Source organism: Proteus sp. G4380, assembly GCF_963885725.1.
Taxonomy (GTDB): domain Bacteria; phylum Pseudomonadota; class Gammaproteobacteria; order Enterobacterales; family Enterobacteriaceae; genus Proteus; species Proteus mirabilis.
The window spans coordinates 1-14,719 of sequence record NZ_CAWPAV010000060.1; the positions used below are offsets into that span (position 1 = coordinate 1).

The 14,719-nt window shown below is 38.3% G+C and carries 14 protein-coding genes; 7 read left to right on the forward strand and 7 right to left on the reverse strand.

Going from position 1 to position 14,719, the window contains the following annotated elements:
- The first annotated feature begins 869 nt into the window (after positions 1–869).
- The gene (locus AACU98_RS05110; protein ID WP_232504896.1) at positions 870–1,829 is read left to right on the forward strand and encodes a glycosyltransferase family 2 protein; all 960 of its coding nucleotides are present in this window, start codon (positions 870–872) and stop codon (positions 1,827–1,829) included.
- Between the two features lie 11 nt (positions 1,830–1,840).
- Here AACU98_RS05110 and AACU98_RS05115 read toward each other — a convergent pair whose 3' ends face one another.
- The 3 genes from AACU98_RS05115 to cpxR form a co-directional block, all read right to left on the reverse strand.
- Positions 1,841–2,638, reverse strand: coding sequence for an ATP-grasp fold amidoligase family protein (locus AACU98_RS05115; protein ID WP_223304294.1), 798 nt, complete (start codon positions 2,636–2,638; stop codon positions 1,841–1,843).
- 165 nt (positions 2,639–2,803) lie between these two features.
- Positions 2,804–4,171: an envelope stress sensor histidine kinase CpxA gene (gene cpxA / locus AACU98_RS05120; RefSeq protein ID WP_004249903.1), complete on the reverse strand. Its 1,368-nt coding sequence runs from the start codon at positions 4,169–4,171 to the stop codon at positions 2,804–2,806.
- A 12-nt stretch (positions 4,172–4,183) separates the two neighbouring features.
- Positions 4,184–4,882 (reverse strand): envelope stress response regulator transcription factor CpxR, encoded by a 699-nt coding sequence (cpxR, locus tag AACU98_RS05125; protein WP_161735644.1) that lies wholly within the window; start codon positions 4,880–4,882, stop codon positions 4,184–4,186.
- 183 nt (positions 4,883–5,065) lie between these two features.
- On the opposite strand from cpxR, the gene cpxP reads away from it, so the two are divergent.
- Positions 5,066–5,641, forward strand: a complete 576-nt coding sequence (gene cpxP / locus AACU98_RS05130; protein WP_161735646.1) for a cell-envelope stress modulator CpxP — start codon at positions 5,066–5,068, stop codon at positions 5,639–5,641.
- Positions 5,642–6,214: 573 nt separating this feature from the next.
- Positions 6,215–6,526 carry a helix-turn-helix domain-containing protein gene (locus tag AACU98_RS05135; protein WP_012368673.1) on the forward strand — a complete coding sequence of 104 codons (312 nt, stop codon included), beginning with the start codon at positions 6,215–6,217 and terminating at the stop codon, positions 6,524–6,526.
- Between the two features lie 145 nt (positions 6,527–6,671).
- Here the strand turns inward: AACU98_RS05135 and fabG are convergent, their stop codons facing one another.
- Complete coding sequence (gene fabG / locus AACU98_RS05140) at positions 6,672–7,427, reverse strand: 3-oxoacyl-ACP reductase FabG (RefSeq protein WP_012368674.1); 756 nt, start codon at positions 7,425–7,427, stop codon at positions 6,672–6,674.
- 533 nt (positions 7,428–7,960) lie between these two features.
- Between fabG and pfkA the strand changes: the two genes are divergently transcribed.
- Positions 7,961–8,938 carry a 6-phosphofructokinase gene (gene pfkA, locus AACU98_RS05145; RefSeq protein WP_004246429.1) on the forward strand — a complete coding sequence of 326 codons (978 nt, stop codon included), beginning with the start codon at positions 7,961–7,963 and terminating at the stop codon, positions 8,936–8,938.
- Between the two features lie 294 nt (positions 8,939–9,232).
- Positions 9,233–10,237, forward strand: a complete 1,005-nt coding sequence (locus AACU98_RS05150; protein ID WP_017628682.1) for a sulfate ABC transporter substrate-binding protein — start codon at positions 9,233–9,235, stop codon at positions 10,235–10,237.
- Positions 10,238–10,332: 95 nt separating this feature from the next.
- Here AACU98_RS05150 and tpiA read toward each other — a convergent pair whose 3' ends face one another.
- Both tpiA and AACU98_RS05160 read right to left on the reverse strand, forming a co-directional pair.
- The gene (gene tpiA, locus AACU98_RS05155) at positions 10,333–11,103 is read right to left on the reverse strand and encodes a triose-phosphate isomerase (RefSeq protein ID WP_017628681.1); all 771 of its coding nucleotides are present in this window, start codon (positions 11,101–11,103) and stop codon (positions 10,333–10,335) included.
- Positions 11,104–11,209: 106 nt separating this feature from the next.
- On the reverse strand, positions 11,210–11,845 hold the full coding sequence (locus AACU98_RS05160) for a DUF1454 family protein (protein ID WP_004249899.1): 636 nt from the start codon (positions 11,843–11,845) through the stop codon (positions 11,210–11,212).
- Positions 11,846–11,956: 111 nt separating this feature from the next.
- On the opposite strand from AACU98_RS05160, the gene AACU98_RS05165 reads away from it, so the two are divergent.
- Positions 11,957–12,385: a DUF805 domain-containing protein gene (locus tag AACU98_RS05165; protein ID WP_004249714.1), complete on the forward strand. Its 429-nt coding sequence runs from the start codon at positions 11,957–11,959 to the stop codon at positions 12,383–12,385.
- A gap of 60 nt (positions 12,386–12,445) precedes the next feature.
- Here AACU98_RS05165 and fpr read toward each other — a convergent pair whose 3' ends face one another.
- The gene (gene fpr, locus AACU98_RS05170; RefSeq protein ID WP_004246424.1) at positions 12,446–13,192 is read right to left on the reverse strand and encodes a ferredoxin--NADP(+) reductase; all 747 of its coding nucleotides are present in this window, start codon (positions 13,190–13,192) and stop codon (positions 12,446–12,448) included.
- 338 nt (positions 13,193–13,530) lie between these two features.
- On the opposite strand from fpr, the gene emrD reads away from it, so the two are divergent.
- Positions 13,531–14,715 (forward strand): multidrug efflux MFS transporter EmrD, encoded by a 1,185-nt coding sequence (gene emrD / locus AACU98_RS05175; protein ID WP_004246423.1) that lies wholly within the window; start codon positions 13,531–13,533, stop codon positions 14,713–14,715.
- Positions 14,716–14,719: the final 4 nt, after the last annotated feature.

The window sequence follows — 14,719 nt, forward strand, 5'->3', positions numbered from 1 at the left end:
TGAAATTAAAGATATAAATTTTCCAAAATATTTAAAAAAATTTCTTCCGGTCATAATGATTATTTCTTGATAGCTACGATTTTTGGTCTTTCATTATTAATATTATCTATTTTTTTAAAAAACGTTAATTGCATTCTCTTTAATAGTAAATAATACTGACTCATTGCCTTCTGCTCCTGATTATACATAGCCTAAAATATGAAAAATATTGTCTTTAGGCCCGATGATACTGTATTTAATAACAAGAACTACTTTAATAATTAAAACGGCTAAAGCTACCGCACTAGGTTTACGGCCCCCAGAGCGCCAAAATTTCTCTTTTAAAACTCTTATCTATCTGTAATATAAGAGTTTTATTGTATAAGTATACTTTATCTGTACACAAACCCCACTGAGATTAGACTCTTCAAACCAGCGGGTCAAGTAATTGATGGGTATTCTAACATTGATTAGGTATATATAAGTATCGGAATATCGGCCGATTTAGCAAGATCATTCTGAATTATGTATAAAAGATAGGTATAAGAAGAATATGCTACCAATTTATTAATAAATGGTAGAGTTTGCTAATATATTAATTTTATTGTTTATTTAAATTGGTTGTTAGTAGGCGTTCTTTGTAACTATGATATCTTGCTGATTTATATAGTTTAAATGTTTTCTGTAGAAGGGGTAAGAACTCAGTGTAAACATTGTTATTTTATGTTATGTCATAGCTATTGATGCTCGATGATTATAATTATTTCAACTACTTTAAATGTTTATTGATATTCACTAATTTTATTTATTAATTTATAGTATATGCAATGTCGACTATAGGAAATAACATTTAATTAAAAATGAAAAATCATCCCAAAGTTAGTGTATTAATGTCAGTATATAATGATGCAGTACACTTAGAAGAAGCGATAAATTCTATTCTTAATCAAACAGTTAAAGATCTTGAATTTATCATTATTGATGATGGTTCTACTGATGTGTCTGTAGATATACTTAGACGATACGAAAAGCAAGATAGTCGAGTTAAAGTATATACTAATGAATCTAATATTGGATTAGCTAAGTCTTTGAATAAAGGTTTTTTACTCTCTTCTGGTGAGTATATTGCTCGTATGGATGCTGATGACTATGCATATCCTATCCGACTTCAAAAACAATTAGAGTTTATGGAGGCGCATAAAAATATCATGGTTTGTGGTACATCAATGGAAATTTATGAAGACCATAATAAGTTTATGGTTCCACCAACTGCACATAATGCCATTGCTGCGGGATTAATTTTTGGAACAAATTTTTATCATCCAACGGTGATGTTTAGAGCGAGTTTTATCGGAGATAATCAAATCACATATCCAGAAGATTACAAATATGCTCAGGATTATGGGTTATGGGTTAAATTATTAAAGTTGGGTAAAAAAGATATTTTTGCTAATTTAGAAGAACCTTTATTAAAATATCGAACCCATCCAGAAAAAAATAGAAAAAAATACTTTAATACACAAACTTCATTTGCTATAAAAACACAAATTAGCGCATTAGAGATATTTAGTATTAATGCAAATGAGAAAGTTTTATATGATTTGAATTTTTCCTCTGAATATCTCACATTAGATAATATAAAAAAATGTAATTCTTTGTTGGAAAAAATAAGAATTAAAAATATACAATCAAAACCTTACTTTTATAAGGAGCTTAAGGTTGCCATCATCAGAAAAAAAGTTTCTTTATTTAGGCGTTGTGAGAAGAAAAGTTTTTATTATCCTTATATGAAGTTGAAAGCTCGATTTATTTATTTAATTAATAGAAAAATAATTAAGTCCATAAACTAAGGGGACTCCCCTTAGTTTAATTTAAGATAGTTGCCAAAAATCATATCAACGTTTTTAACTTCTTCATTATTTAGTTCTTTATCCATTCCTGCTGATGGTATAAATGTTAATTCTCCAAAATGGATAATACCATTGTTTAAATATAAATCTACTCTAACAAAAGGAAATGGCTTAGACAGCTTTTCTGCATATTCAAATAGTTTTTGATAATTTTGAGGTTTCTCTAGTACAGTTGAAACATTTCTATTTTTATAATCAATACCATAGGGTAGTAGCTCCCATTCTTTATTAACAAAATAGAATTTTGGATGGTGAGATTCCCTTTCTGTGCATATCATTACAAATAGTGGTTTACCATGGAAACAAAATAATTTGTAATCGTATGGCAATTCATTATTTTTTGTTTCAATGAATTTTTCACAAATTATTTTTTTAGGTACATCTTTATAAACAAATTCTACAGATAAACGCCAATAATCTTCATTTAACCAAGTTGATAATTTTTGTTTTATTTTATCAGGAGATATACTATTTTTATCTCTACAAATAATATTGTATCCTGCTCCATGGTTGCATTTTAGTACAAATTTATTTGGTAATTCGGAAAAATTAATTTCATGTGGTTCTTCCCATACCTGATGGATTTCATTGAGTATCTCTTGACAGCCACATTCTTTAACATATTCTCTAGCCGCATATTTATCTGCACATTGTGTTACCAGCGGGTTATCTCTATATAAATTTAGTTTTAGCCATTGCAATTTTTCATTGAAAGTTTGCGGATGTCTTAAATCTAATTTTTTATTCATTCTTTCTTTATATATTGATTTTGTTATCAATTTTGGAAAAACATCACAGTACTTATAACGTAATTTATTTCTGATAATTTTTAAGTATTTATTCATTTTAACGATTAATTAAAGTTTAGTATTTTTGTATTTTAAATCTAAAGGCGACTTTTAGATAGCTTATGTTTATTTTGTTTTCGGCAACCAAATCTCCACTCTTAATCCCCCTAATGGGCTATCGTCAGCTTTTACATGGCCTCGATGTTGACTAATTGCGGTTTCAACAATTGCCAGTCCTAGTCCTGTACCGCCGGATTCTCTATCACGTGCTTCGTCCGTACGATAAAAAGGTCGGAAAATATGCTCGCGATCTTCTGGGCTAACCCCTGGGCCATCATCATCAACAATAATAGTGATACCCTGATTTTGTTCGGTAAAGGCCACTTCAATACGAGAATGTGAATAACGCAAGGCATTGCGAACGATATTTTCAAAGGCACTCGCTAATGAATAAGGATTGCAATAAATTGTCCATGGGCCTGGCGGGGCGGTTACTGTTAGGGTTTTATTGCTCTGTTCAGCCTCAAATTTCGCGTTATCTAAAATATCGTTCCAAAGCTCATTTGCTTTTACGGTTTCACGTAATAACTCATTTTTATACTGGTTGCGAGAAAGCACTAATAAGTCATTGATCATGCCATCTAGCCGCTGTGTTTCTGTTTCAATACGCTCTAGCTCTTTACTTTCACCGCTACGACGACGTAGTAATGCACTGGCAAGCTGTAAACGAGTTAACGGGGTGCGCAACTCATGGGAGATATCAGAAATCAATCGCTGTTGCGCTTCAACCATACGCTCTAATGCGCTGATCATCTGATTAAAACTGGTGCCTGCCGCTAAAAATTCTTGTGGGCCAGTTTCCAACTCAGGGTGAGGGCGCAGATTGCCTTTTGCCACATCATCCGCCGCATTTTTGAGTTTTCGGGCCGGTTTTGCCAAGCTCCAAGAGAGCCAAACCAGTAGCGGTGTACTGATAAGCATGGTGAATATCAGTAATAAAAGCGGTTTATCAAATAATAAATTGATAAAGTCAGATTGTGGGCTACTTGATGGGCGCACTAAGTAAAGTTGATAGTGATCTTCACCATCTCTAATGGAAAAGGGGCCTAGCATCTCAGAGCGACCGTATTTTTTCTTTTTCGGATGGTCTGCGTTATCAGACTGTCCCATAAAGTTTCTGACAACTTGTATTTCATTACGTTGAGCACCAATAATACGACCTTCACTGGTGACAATAATAAGACGTTGACCAGGTGGCGCCCATTTATCAATGGCGCGGATTAATCGCCGCCACCATAGCAGATCGTTAGCCGGATCTTGCGCTAGTTCGGCTTCTATATGTTGCTCTAGCATAACACCTTGACGGTATTCACTTTCAAGTAAAGTGGTAAGCTGGCGCGAGTCCAGCTTGGGTACCATCATAACTAGCACTAGAACTAATGCTAGTGTCAGCCAGAATATGGCGAATATACGCGCTGACAAACTGTTTATCATAAAGATTTTTTATTAAGTTATTGAAACCATAAGATAACCACGGCCACGTAATGTTTTAAACCAAGGCTGCCCGTCTGTTCTTTCCGGTAACTTACGACGTAAGTTGGAAATATGCATATCAATCGCTCTATCAAAAGGTGTTAAGCGTTTACCTAACACTTCTTGGCTGAGATGCTCGCGCGATACCACTTGTCCTAAATGCTGAGCAAGTAGATAAAGTAACGTAAACTCAGTACCTGTTAGCTCTAATGGTTCATTATCAAAGCTGGCCTCTTGTCTACCCGGATTAAGTTGTAATTTATCGACTTGCAATATCGGTGAGGTGTTACTATCGGTCTGTTTTTGTTCACTCCAGTTGGAACGACGTAAAATAGCCCTAATGCGTGCAACTAGCTCTCTATCGTTAAATGGCTTAGGTAAATAGTCATCTGCTCCCAGCTCTAGGCCAAGTACACGATCAAGATCGCTGCCTCTTGCCGTTAACATAATGACAGGTGTTTGGAAATTTTGGCGTAACTCTTTAAGTGTCTCGATCCCGTTCTTACGTGGCATCATGATATCCAGTAATAACAAGTCAATAGACGCGTCCAGAAGTTTTAAGGCCTGTTCGCCGTCAGTGGCGAGCACAACATTAAAGCCTTCCATTTCAAGTAGTTCTTTCAATAGCGAGGTTAATTCGCGATCGTCATCCACTAATAAGATTTTATGCATTCGTCAATTCCTCCAAGAGAAAAATACGATAATAAATAGCGCGAATCTATGACTTTACGTTCTTTTACACGCTCTGACGCTAGTTTGCAGCCGTAAAGGTATAGTAATCCACATCGAGAACAATTACACATATTTAGGTCAGCATTAATAAGTCGGTATTATAACCGAATGAGGAGTGGGACAATGCGTAAAGTAGCAATGGTTGCACTAGCATCAATGTTTTTAGTAGCTCCGACGGTAGTAATGGCTGAAACATCAAATACAAATAATCAGCCTGCTGGGCAACAACAGTATAATGATAATTACCATTGTGGATACGGTTACGGTATGCATGATGGACGTGATAACCGAGGTCATCGTGGACAACGTGGCCATATGATGGGTAACAATAATTTCGGTGAGTCGCGTATGTTTAATGGTATTACATTAACAGAGCAACAACGTACTCAAATGCGCGATTTAATGCGCCAGCATCATCAAGATCGTTTTAATAACAGTGATTTTCGTCAGCGTCACGAAAATATGCATAAGCTAATTACCACGGATAAGTTTGATGAAGCAGCGGTAAGAGCGCAAATACAAGATATGGACAAACAAGCAATAGAGCGCCGAGTTGAAATGGCGAAAGTTCATAATCAAATGTATCAGCTATTAACCCCTGAGCAAAAAGCGCAGCTAGAAAAGAATTATCAACAGCGTGTCTCTTCTGTTAGCCAGCAAAACCAGCAAAACCAGCAAACTCAAGAGAAAGCTAATTAGTGATTAAGTAAAGTCCTTTAGTAATGTAGTAGTAAGAGTGTAGTAAAGCAGTACCTAGTTAGAGAGTAAGTAGCAACAACGAAGTTTTTTCCTTGCCATAGACACCATCCCTGTCTTTTGCAGCCCCTCTGGAGAGGGGCTTTTTTTTGCTCTTTTGTTTACCATTCCTTTTAAAACAAAGAGTTAGATTTCATTTTTAAGGGTAATAAAAGTCTACTAAAGTCTTTAAAGGTGGACGTTTTTGGCTGTCCGTGGACACTTTGTGGACATTTTAAAGACTTATAAATGCTAGATTTCCTCTTTACTTTTTAGTGGGTTAAATTAGTGGCTTCTTTCCCGTTTCTTGCGACTATACTTCGGTAAAGTAATACCACCTACTTTTTATTTCTGTCTAACCTCTATGAAAAAAGAAAGGATAAAAATGTAATAACGTTTTTTTGTCAGTTTTGTTCTTTGTTTTTAGGTACAAATTCTAAATTTTTATTTACGGTAAAAACATTGCTGATGATTTAACAATAACTCAACGTGAACAGCTGAGAGCAATGTTAGAAATGATTAAAAAAAGGGGGGATCATGACTAAACGTGATATTTTTTCTGAGCTTCAAGAAGGAATGAATGCGTGGAGTGAATTTAATGAAGGGAAAAAAACACTAAAGACTCACCGTATTAATGTTAAGCCTCTTTCTATGACGCCAGCAGAAGTAAAAGCAGTACGTGAAAAATTGAATTTATCTCAAGCTGTTTTTGCTCAGTATTTACATACGGGGGTTACAACATTACAAAACTGGGAGCAAGGGATAGTAAAACCGAATAAACAAGCGGTTTTACTACTTAAAATGGTTGAAAAAAGACCGGATACGTTGATTGAGCTAGCAGGACTTTGATGTCGGTATGTTTAACGATAACTGAATAATTAACCCCTCTGGAGAGGGGCTTTTTTTTGCGTTTTTAATTTTATTATTGATATATTATTTTATCTTCTGGTAGTGAATTATAATCGATTCATTCTTCCTTAATTAATCTAATCAACTACAACAACGCCTCTGGAGATTCAGGTAAAATCTGGCCGCCATCGACAATAATGGTTTGACCGGTAATATATTTTGCTTCATTAGAGGCAAAGAATGCGGCGGCATAGCCGATATCTTCAGGCTCCCCTAAGGTATGGGTTGGGATAGAGGCCTTCATTTGATTAAGATAGGTCTCTCCTTGGGCTTGTAAGCCTTCGGTTAAAATATTGCCGGGCATAACGGCATTAATGGTAATACCGTGGCGTGCATATTCTAGTGCAGCACTGCGCATAAAGCCTAACTGACCTGCTTTGCTTGCTCCGTAATGGCTCCAGCCCGGATAGCCAGTAATGGCGCCTGTAATAGAAGAGGTGATGATCACACGACCATATTGTTGTTTTTCCATTACCGCAAGGGCCGCTTTTACTAAGAAAAACATTCCTTTTAAATTGACGGTATGCATTTTATCCCAATCAGCTTCGCTCATCTCTTTAATTGTTGCTTGGGGGAAAATACCGGTATTAGAGCAAAGAATATCGAGTTTGCCATACTGTTTAACAATATCATTGACTACTTGTTCACAGGCTGCTTGAGAGGTGACATCAAGGTGCATAAAATCAACACCAAGTGCTTCTTTGGTTGCGTTACCTGCTACATCATCAATATCAGCAATAATAACCTGTGCACCGCTGTTTTTTAATGCGCTAACAATGCCTTTACCAATACCTTTTGCTCCGCCGGAAACTAAAGCAATTTTACCCGTTAAATCAAACATAAAACCTCCTACTGTACTGTTTGTTATACTGTATCAGCCTTATTGTATAAACGGTAAATTAACGCAAAATTTTTGTCATCAGTCACAATTGTGTAGGGTGGGCGCTTCTTCTATTTATGCCGAATGACAAAAAAGTATCGATAACAGCGCGCAAAGTGTTAAGCAAACCGTCAATAAGCCCATTACACTTTATATCTTGATAGTAATATATGGCTAACACACTGTTTTTTGAGATAGATAGCAAAAGGCTGTAAAGTATCTGTATAAAAAGTGTTAACTTATCGGTGTAATACAGAGACGATAGACTAGTATAGTATTTATACAGGCTACTCAATTAATTTAATGCGCATCAAGTTTATAAAAAAAAATGTACGTTGATGATGAAGTGATAAAAAATATGCGTACAATGGGGTTGTTGAATCAATTCAGCATTTGAGATATCGGTGGATTACGTTCGTGAAGCCGGTATTAAGATAACAGTTATTCCAACAATATATTGCAATAATGATATCGAATAAGAATCAGAGGTAATCATGGTTAATGGGATCAAAAGAATTGGGGTTTTAACAAGTGGTGGTGATGCACCGGGTATGAATGCCGCGATCCGTGGTGTTGTCCGTGCAGCACTCAGCGAAGGTTTAGAAGTGTACGGTATTTTTGATGGCTATATGGGCTTATATGAAAACCGTATGAAAAAACTCGATCGCTTTAGTGTGTCAGACATGATCAACCGTGGTGGTACTTTTTTAGGCTCTGCGCGTTTCCCAGAATTCCGCGAAGATAATGTGCGTGCCGTTGCTATTGAAAATATGAAGCAAAATGAGCTAGATGCACTGGTGGTTATCGGGGGAGATGGTTCTTATCTGGGGGCGAAAAAATTAACTGAAGCGGGTTTCCCATGTATTGGTTTACCGGGCACCATTGATAATGACGTTGCGGGTACTGATTACACTATTGGCTATTTCACGGCGTTAGAAACGGCGGTAGAAGCGATTGACCGCTTACGTGATACCTCAACATCCCATAAACGTATCTCTATCGTTGAAGTGATGGGACGTTATTGTGGTGATTTAACCTTATCCGCTGCTATTGCGGGTGGTTGTGAGTTCGTGGTGTTGCCTGAATCCGAATTACCTTTTGATCGTGATGAATTATTAGCAGAAATTAAAGCGGGTATTGAGCGTGGTAAACGTCATGCTATCGTGGCAATTACCGAACATGTGTGTGATGTACATGAGCTAGCACGTTTTATTGAAGCAGAAACCAAACATGAAACACGTGCCACTGTATTAGGCCATATTCAACGTGGTGGCTCTCCGGTTGCTTACGATCGTATTTTAGCCTCTCGTATGGGGGCTTACTCTGTACAACTGCTACTTGAAGGTTATGGTGGTCGTTGTGTAGGGATCCAAAATGAAAAACTGGTTCACCATGATATTATTGATGCGGTTATGAATATGAAACGTGTCTTTAAAGCCGATTGGTATGAAACTGCGAAAAAACTGTATTAAGCCATAGTTTTACTCTATTACCAGAGCCTTTCTGAGTTATATCCTTATTCGTGGACTGTTCTGATGCAATATCAGCTTGTATCAGAACAGCTTCCCGAGTGAAAATATTTCATTCTACGCGCTTTTCTTCTCTTATCTGATGGGTAATGACTGTGTGAGTCCCCCGTTTTCTCAACTATATAGCTGTTACGTATAACAGTCTGTTTTTTATTATTTCATCGTTATAAATCTTTCTGTCAGCCTAGTTAAACAAAACAAATAAACCAACTAGAAATAGGATAGGGGGAGATAACGATGTTAAAACGATGGGGATTATTGACGACGCTAGCGCTGACGGCACTGTTTACACAAAGCATCTGGGCGAAGGATATTCAGTTATTAAATGTTTCTTACGATCCGACTCGAGAGCTTTATCAACAATATAACCACGCATTTAGTCAATATTGGCAACAAAAAACCGGCGATCATGTGACTATTCGTCAATCTCATGGTGGCTCTGGTAAACAGGCAACCGCCGTAATTAATGGTATTGAAGCGGATATTGTCACCCTCGCATTAGCTTATGATATTGATGCCATTGCACAAAGAGGGCGTATAGATAAGCAGTGGATCACCCGCTTACCTGATAACTCAGCACCTTACACCTCAACCATTGTTTTTTTAGTGAGAAAAGGTAATCCGAAACAGATAACCGACTGGGATTCTTTAATTAAACCCGGTGTATCGATTATCACACCTAATCCTAAAACCTCCGGTGGAGCAAGATGGAATTATCTGGCTGCATGGGGATATGGATTAAAGGCCAATCAGCAAGACAGTGAAAAAGCGAAAGCCTTTGTAAAGTCACTGTATCAACAGGTTGAAGTCTTAGACTCCGGCGCGAGAGGCGCGACAAATACTTTTGTTGAGCGTGGTATTGGTGATGTGTTAATTGCATGGGAAAATGAAGCGTTATTGGCGATTAATGAGTTAGGTACAGATAAGTTTGAAATAGTCACCCCTTCCGTCTCTATTTTGGCAGAGCCAACCGTCTCTGTGGTGGATAAAGTGGTTGATAAGCGAGGTACGCAGGAAGTGGCAAGCGCTTATTTAGAGTATCTTTATTCACCTCAAGGGCAAGAAATTGCTGCTAAAAACTATTATCGTCCAAGAGATAAAAGCATTGCTGAAAAATATCAAAAACGTTTTCCAACCTTGCAATTATTCACTATTGATGAGCTTTTTGGCGATTGGCAATCAGCGCAACAAACCCATTTTGCCACCGGGGGAGTATTTGATGAAATCAGCCGACGTGATTAGCGAGTAACGCATAAAAAAATCACCTTCTGTTAAGACGCAGTAAGGTGATTTTCGTGATAGTTATTTATCGGTAAGATAACGATTTGCTATCAAAGTTATTTTTTCGCTTTCGCTTCTGCTGCTGCTTTCACGATAACGGCAAAGGCATCTGCTTTCAGTGACGCGCCACCAACTAATGCACCGTCGATATCAGGTTGGCTAAATAGCTCTGCTGCGTTTTTATCGTTGACTGAACCGCCGTATTGAATAATGACTTGCTCAGCGATAGCCGCATCTTGTTTAGCGATATGATCACGAATAAATTTATGTACCGCTTGTGCTTGTGCAGGCGTTGCTGATTTACCTGTACCAATCGCCCAAATAGGTTCATAAGCGATCACTGCATCTTTGAATGCTTGTGCACCATGTGTATTTAAAATCGCGTCGATTTGACGTGCGCACACTTCTTGTGTTTTACCAGCTTCGTTTTCTGCTTCTGTTTCACCGATACATAACACAGGTGTTAAGCCTAACTCTTTTAACACACCAAATTTTTGTGCGATAAATTCATCAGATTCTTTATGGTAAGTGCGACGTTCAGAGTGACCGATGATCACGTATTTAACATCAACGTTTTTCAGCATTTCTGGGGAAGTTTCGCCAGTGAAAGCACCAGATAAGTTAACACCGGTATCTTGGGCACCTAACGCAATACGGCTTCCACCGATTTCATGACGAGCTTGGCACAGATAAACTGTTGGTGGTGCAATAGCAACATCACATCCAGCAACACCGCTGATTTCTTTACGTAATGCAGCGATTAATTCATGAACCATATGAATGCTGCCGTTAAGTTTCCAGTTACCCATGACTAATGGATGGCGCATAACTTTTCCTCCAACCGAGTGGTTTAAATTTAATTTATCGATAAACTCAAATTCTGTTGATACACAACAGTATAGAGAACATTGAATAGAATAGCTTTGTTTTTTATCACGGAATAGCTGAATCGATATTGCTATTAAGTGAAAGCTTAATCGGTTCAATGGCAAAGGTCGTTAATTGATTGTCCTCGTGGGCAATAATATAGCGAATAGCACCAACATTATGGCTAATATAAGCAGGCACATCTTGTTTAACAGCAAATAAATTGAGCACCTCTTGAATTTGCGCTGCATTAATGGAGGGATCAAACTGTGTCACTAATGCAGTGATATAGCGCATTGCAGTATCTTGATGCTCTTTTTCGATTTGTGGCGTATCAAGTGTATGGATCAGGGTGAGCTGTAGACTCTTAATTTTTTCACTGCCACGCTCTAATACGGCTGATGAGTATAAATAAGGGGTTATTCGTGTCGCGGCCCTGACTAACGGAATAGTAATATCGTTGTTGGTGATAATTTTATATTCATTGAGAAATAACGACGCATTATTTTGATTGAATTTAGCTCTTATCTCCGGAATGGTGGTTTCAAAAACAGGGGCATCCTGTTTAAGGTAAAGAATATCATCTTTAGTTGGGGGTTGATGAGCAATCGAGGGCGACGCTGCCATAGCAAGGGTTGGCAAAGATAAAGCGATGCTTATTATGATAAGTGCTAACTGAGTAAGCGTGCTTTTTTTTATCATCTGTCCTCCTTGGTCTGTTGTGCGATAGAATATTATAAAATCACTCTGTATTATTTGATGTTAAATGGACAGCTTAATTCACTAAAATAAGTCTATATTGAGAAATTATTAATGACCTTACAACATTGGGCCTTTTCATTCAAAGGGCGAATTGGACGCCGTGACTTTTGGGCGGGTTTTGCACTCTGTTTTGTGCTGTTTTGCGGATTATATACAGTTAATCAGCACTATTCATTGCCTGCTGTACTGGTGGGGATAATTTCGCTGGCTATTTTATATCCGTTATGTGCCATTTTTACTAAGCGACTTCACGATAGAAATAAACGTGGTGCATGGCTGTTACTATTGTTGCTGGCGGTGATGCTAGGATTGACTGATACCAGTAGTTTAGAGCCCTTTTGGCAGTGGGCGATAGGGCGTTTTCTCCCATCATTTATTATGATGATCATGTTGTTAGATTGTGGGGTGTTTATTGGCACCCAAGGAGAAAACTATTTTGGTGCCACGACTGAAAAGGTTGACTACTCAAGTTTTCGTTAAAGTGTGTAACTGCTAAACAGTCAGGGCTGAATAAAGTGCTATTCAGCCCTGATGTTGTCATTACCAATACTGTTCACTGGTGATATGTCCCGGTTTACGGCGTAAATGTTTTCTCATATCACGCTGTGTTTTCAGTAACTGTTGCGTGTCTCTTACCATTTCTGGATTACCACATAGCATAATATGGCTCTCTTCTGGGGAAATGGTTAATCCTACGGTTTTTTCTAATGCACCACTTTCAATTAATGCTGGAATGCGTCCGGTTAGTGAGCCTATATGGTTTTCACGGCTGACAATAGTTTGGATACGCAGTTTCCCTTGGTAGCGTTCAGCTAACTGCTCCATTAATGGTAGATAGCTTAAATCACGGGCGTAGCGTACAGCATGGACTAAAACAATATTTTCGAAACGGTCGAGATCATCACCAAGTTGTAAAATAGAGAGAAATGGCCCGATCGCCGTACCTGTTGATAACATCCATAAGGTATTCGCGCTAGGCACCTCTTCTAAAACAAAAAAGCCACTGGCTTGTTCTGTCACTAAGAGTTCATCACCAACGGTTAACGCCGCTAAGCGTGGGCTGAGTTTACCTTCAGGTACAGTGACTAGATAGAACTCTAAGTTGGGATCTTGCGGGGAGTTAACATAAGAGTAGGCGCGTTGTATACGTTCACCGTCAATTTCGAGTGCCAGTTTGGCAAATTGACCTGCTGTAAACTTATCGATAGGGGCGTGTACAACTAAACTGATTAATGTATCTGTCCAATACCTAACTTGAATGACTTTTCCAGTGACCCAATTTGCCATAATCTCTTATCTCCTTTTTAGGAAAGCGCTTATGTCGATAATTTATTCTAAAGAGGAAGGGCGTTTTTATTTATCAAGATGATGTGATGGCGATATTAATCTGTAGTTTCGTTAATCGTTAATACAAAATGTACATTTATATTGACAACGATGGTGTTTTTCACTGACATCGTTGACGAGATAAAAATGGCTGACTACTTCGCAAATTTTGCTAGATTTGTTACCTTAGTCTCATTATTTAGCGCAAGTGCATTTTGCAGAGTTTATTTTATCAAAGCTCTGTAGCACTTTCCTGTCCGTTAATCGGTTAATTTTTAATTTCTGAGCAAAGAAAAGAAATGAGAAAGTTAGAACATGCAAATCTGTTATTACTGATTATTGCACTGGTTGCTGTCGGTCAAATGACACAGACGATTTATGTTCCTGTGATTGCTGATATGGCTGTCTATTTTGGTGAGCCAACAGGTGCTGTACAGCAAGTAATGGGCGCATATCTGTTTTCTTATGGTTTTTCACAATTAATTTATGGCCCTATTTCTGACCGAGTAGGGCGTCGTCCGGTTATTTTAGTGGGGATGAGTATTTTCTGTTTAGCGACGATCGTGGCTATTTTTTCACAGAACTTAACTACCTTAGTGATCGCCAGTACCTTACAAGGAATGGGGACTGGGGTCGCAGGGGTAATGACCCGTACTCAGCCTCGTGATCTCTATACCGGTACTGCGTTACGCTATGCCAATAGCTTATTAAATATGGGGGTGTTAGTCAGCCCACTCTTAGCGCCAATGATCGGTGGGGTGGTGGCGCACTTCTTTGGCTGGCATGCCTGTTATATCTTCCTATTATTATTAGGAGGAAGTGTACTCTTTAGTATGTATCACTGGATGCCAGAAACCCGACCTGTACAGGCTGAAAGACGCAGTATGTTGTCATCTTTTTATTTATTGCTGTCCAACAGTACTTTTAGTGCCTTTTTGATCATGTTGATTTGTGCATTATCAGGTATTGCCGTATTTGAAGCTTCCAGCGGTGTGTTGATGGGAGGCGTGTTGGGTTTAAATAGTATTACTATCAGTATTCTATTTATTTTACCTATTCCCGCGGCCTTCTTTGGTGCGTGGTACGCAGGGCGTGAAGGTAAAACCTTTGTGCAATTGATGTGGCACTCCGTATTTTGCTGTGTAGCAGCAGGTATTTTAATGTGGCTTCCCGGCTGGCTGAATATTATTAATATTTGGACTTTACTGGTGCCCGCTGCCCTGTTTTTCTTTGGCGCTGGGATGCTATTTCCGCTGGCAACGACAGGGGCGATGGAGCCATTCCCTTATTTAGCCGGAGCGGCTGGTGCGTTGGTGGGCGGATTGCAAAATGTTGGCTCAGGGATAGCAACGTGGTTCTCTGCACTATTGCCACAGCATAATCAATTTAGCTTAGGAATGATTATGTTTATTATGTCAGTGGCTATTATGTTGTGTTGGATCCCGTTATCACACCGTTTTAGTCATCAGCAGAATACGGTTTAATGAC

Bases quoted from the DNA above. Each gene is read 5' to 3' on its own strand.
- AACU98_RS05110 (WP_232504896.1), top strand. From the start codon at position 870: ATGTCAGTATATAATGATGCAGTACACTTAGAAGAAGCGATAAATTCT.
- AACU98_RS05115 (WP_223304294.1), bottom strand. From the start codon at position 2,638: ATGAATAAAAAATTAGATTTAAGACATCCGCAAACTTTCAATGAAAAA.
- cpxA (WP_004249903.1), bottom strand. From the start codon at position 4,171: ATGATAAACAGTTTGTCAGCGCGTATATTCGCCATATTCTGGCTGACA.
- cpxR (WP_161735644.1), bottom strand. From the start codon at position 4,882: ATGCATAAAATCTTATTAGTGGATGACGATCGCGAATTAACCTCGCTA.
- cpxP (WP_161735646.1), top strand. From the start codon at position 5,066: ATGCGTAAAGTAGCAATGGTTGCACTAGCATCAATGTTTTTAGTAGCT.
- AACU98_RS05135 (WP_012368673.1), top strand. From the start codon at position 6,215: ATGACTAAACGTGATATTTTTTCTGAGCTTCAAGAAGGAATGAATGCG.
- fabG (WP_012368674.1), bottom strand. From the start codon at position 7,427: ATGTTTGATTTAACGGGTAAAATTGCTTTAGTTTCCGGCGGAGCAAAA.
- pfkA (WP_004246429.1), top strand. From the start codon at position 7,961: ATGGTTAATGGGATCAAAAGAATTGGGGTTTTAACAAGTGGTGGTGAT.
- AACU98_RS05150 (WP_017628682.1), top strand. From the start codon at position 9,233: ATGTTAAAACGATGGGGATTATTGACGACGCTAGCGCTGACGGCACTG.
- tpiA (WP_017628681.1), bottom strand. From the start codon at position 11,103: ATGCGCCATCCATTAGTCATGGGTAACTGGAAACTTAACGGCAGCATT.
- AACU98_RS05160 (WP_004249899.1), bottom strand. From the start codon at position 11,845: ATGATAAAAAAAAGCACGCTTACTCAGTTAGCACTTATCATAATAAGC.
- AACU98_RS05165 (WP_004249714.1), top strand. From the start codon at position 11,957: ATGACCTTACAACATTGGGCCTTTTCATTCAAAGGGCGAATTGGACGC.
- fpr (WP_004246424.1), bottom strand. From the start codon at position 13,192: ATGGCAAATTGGGTCACTGGAAAAGTCATTCAAGTTAGGTATTGGACA.
- emrD (WP_004246423.1), top strand. From the start codon at position 13,531: ATGAGAAAGTTAGAACATGCAAATCTGTTATTACTGATTATTGCACTG.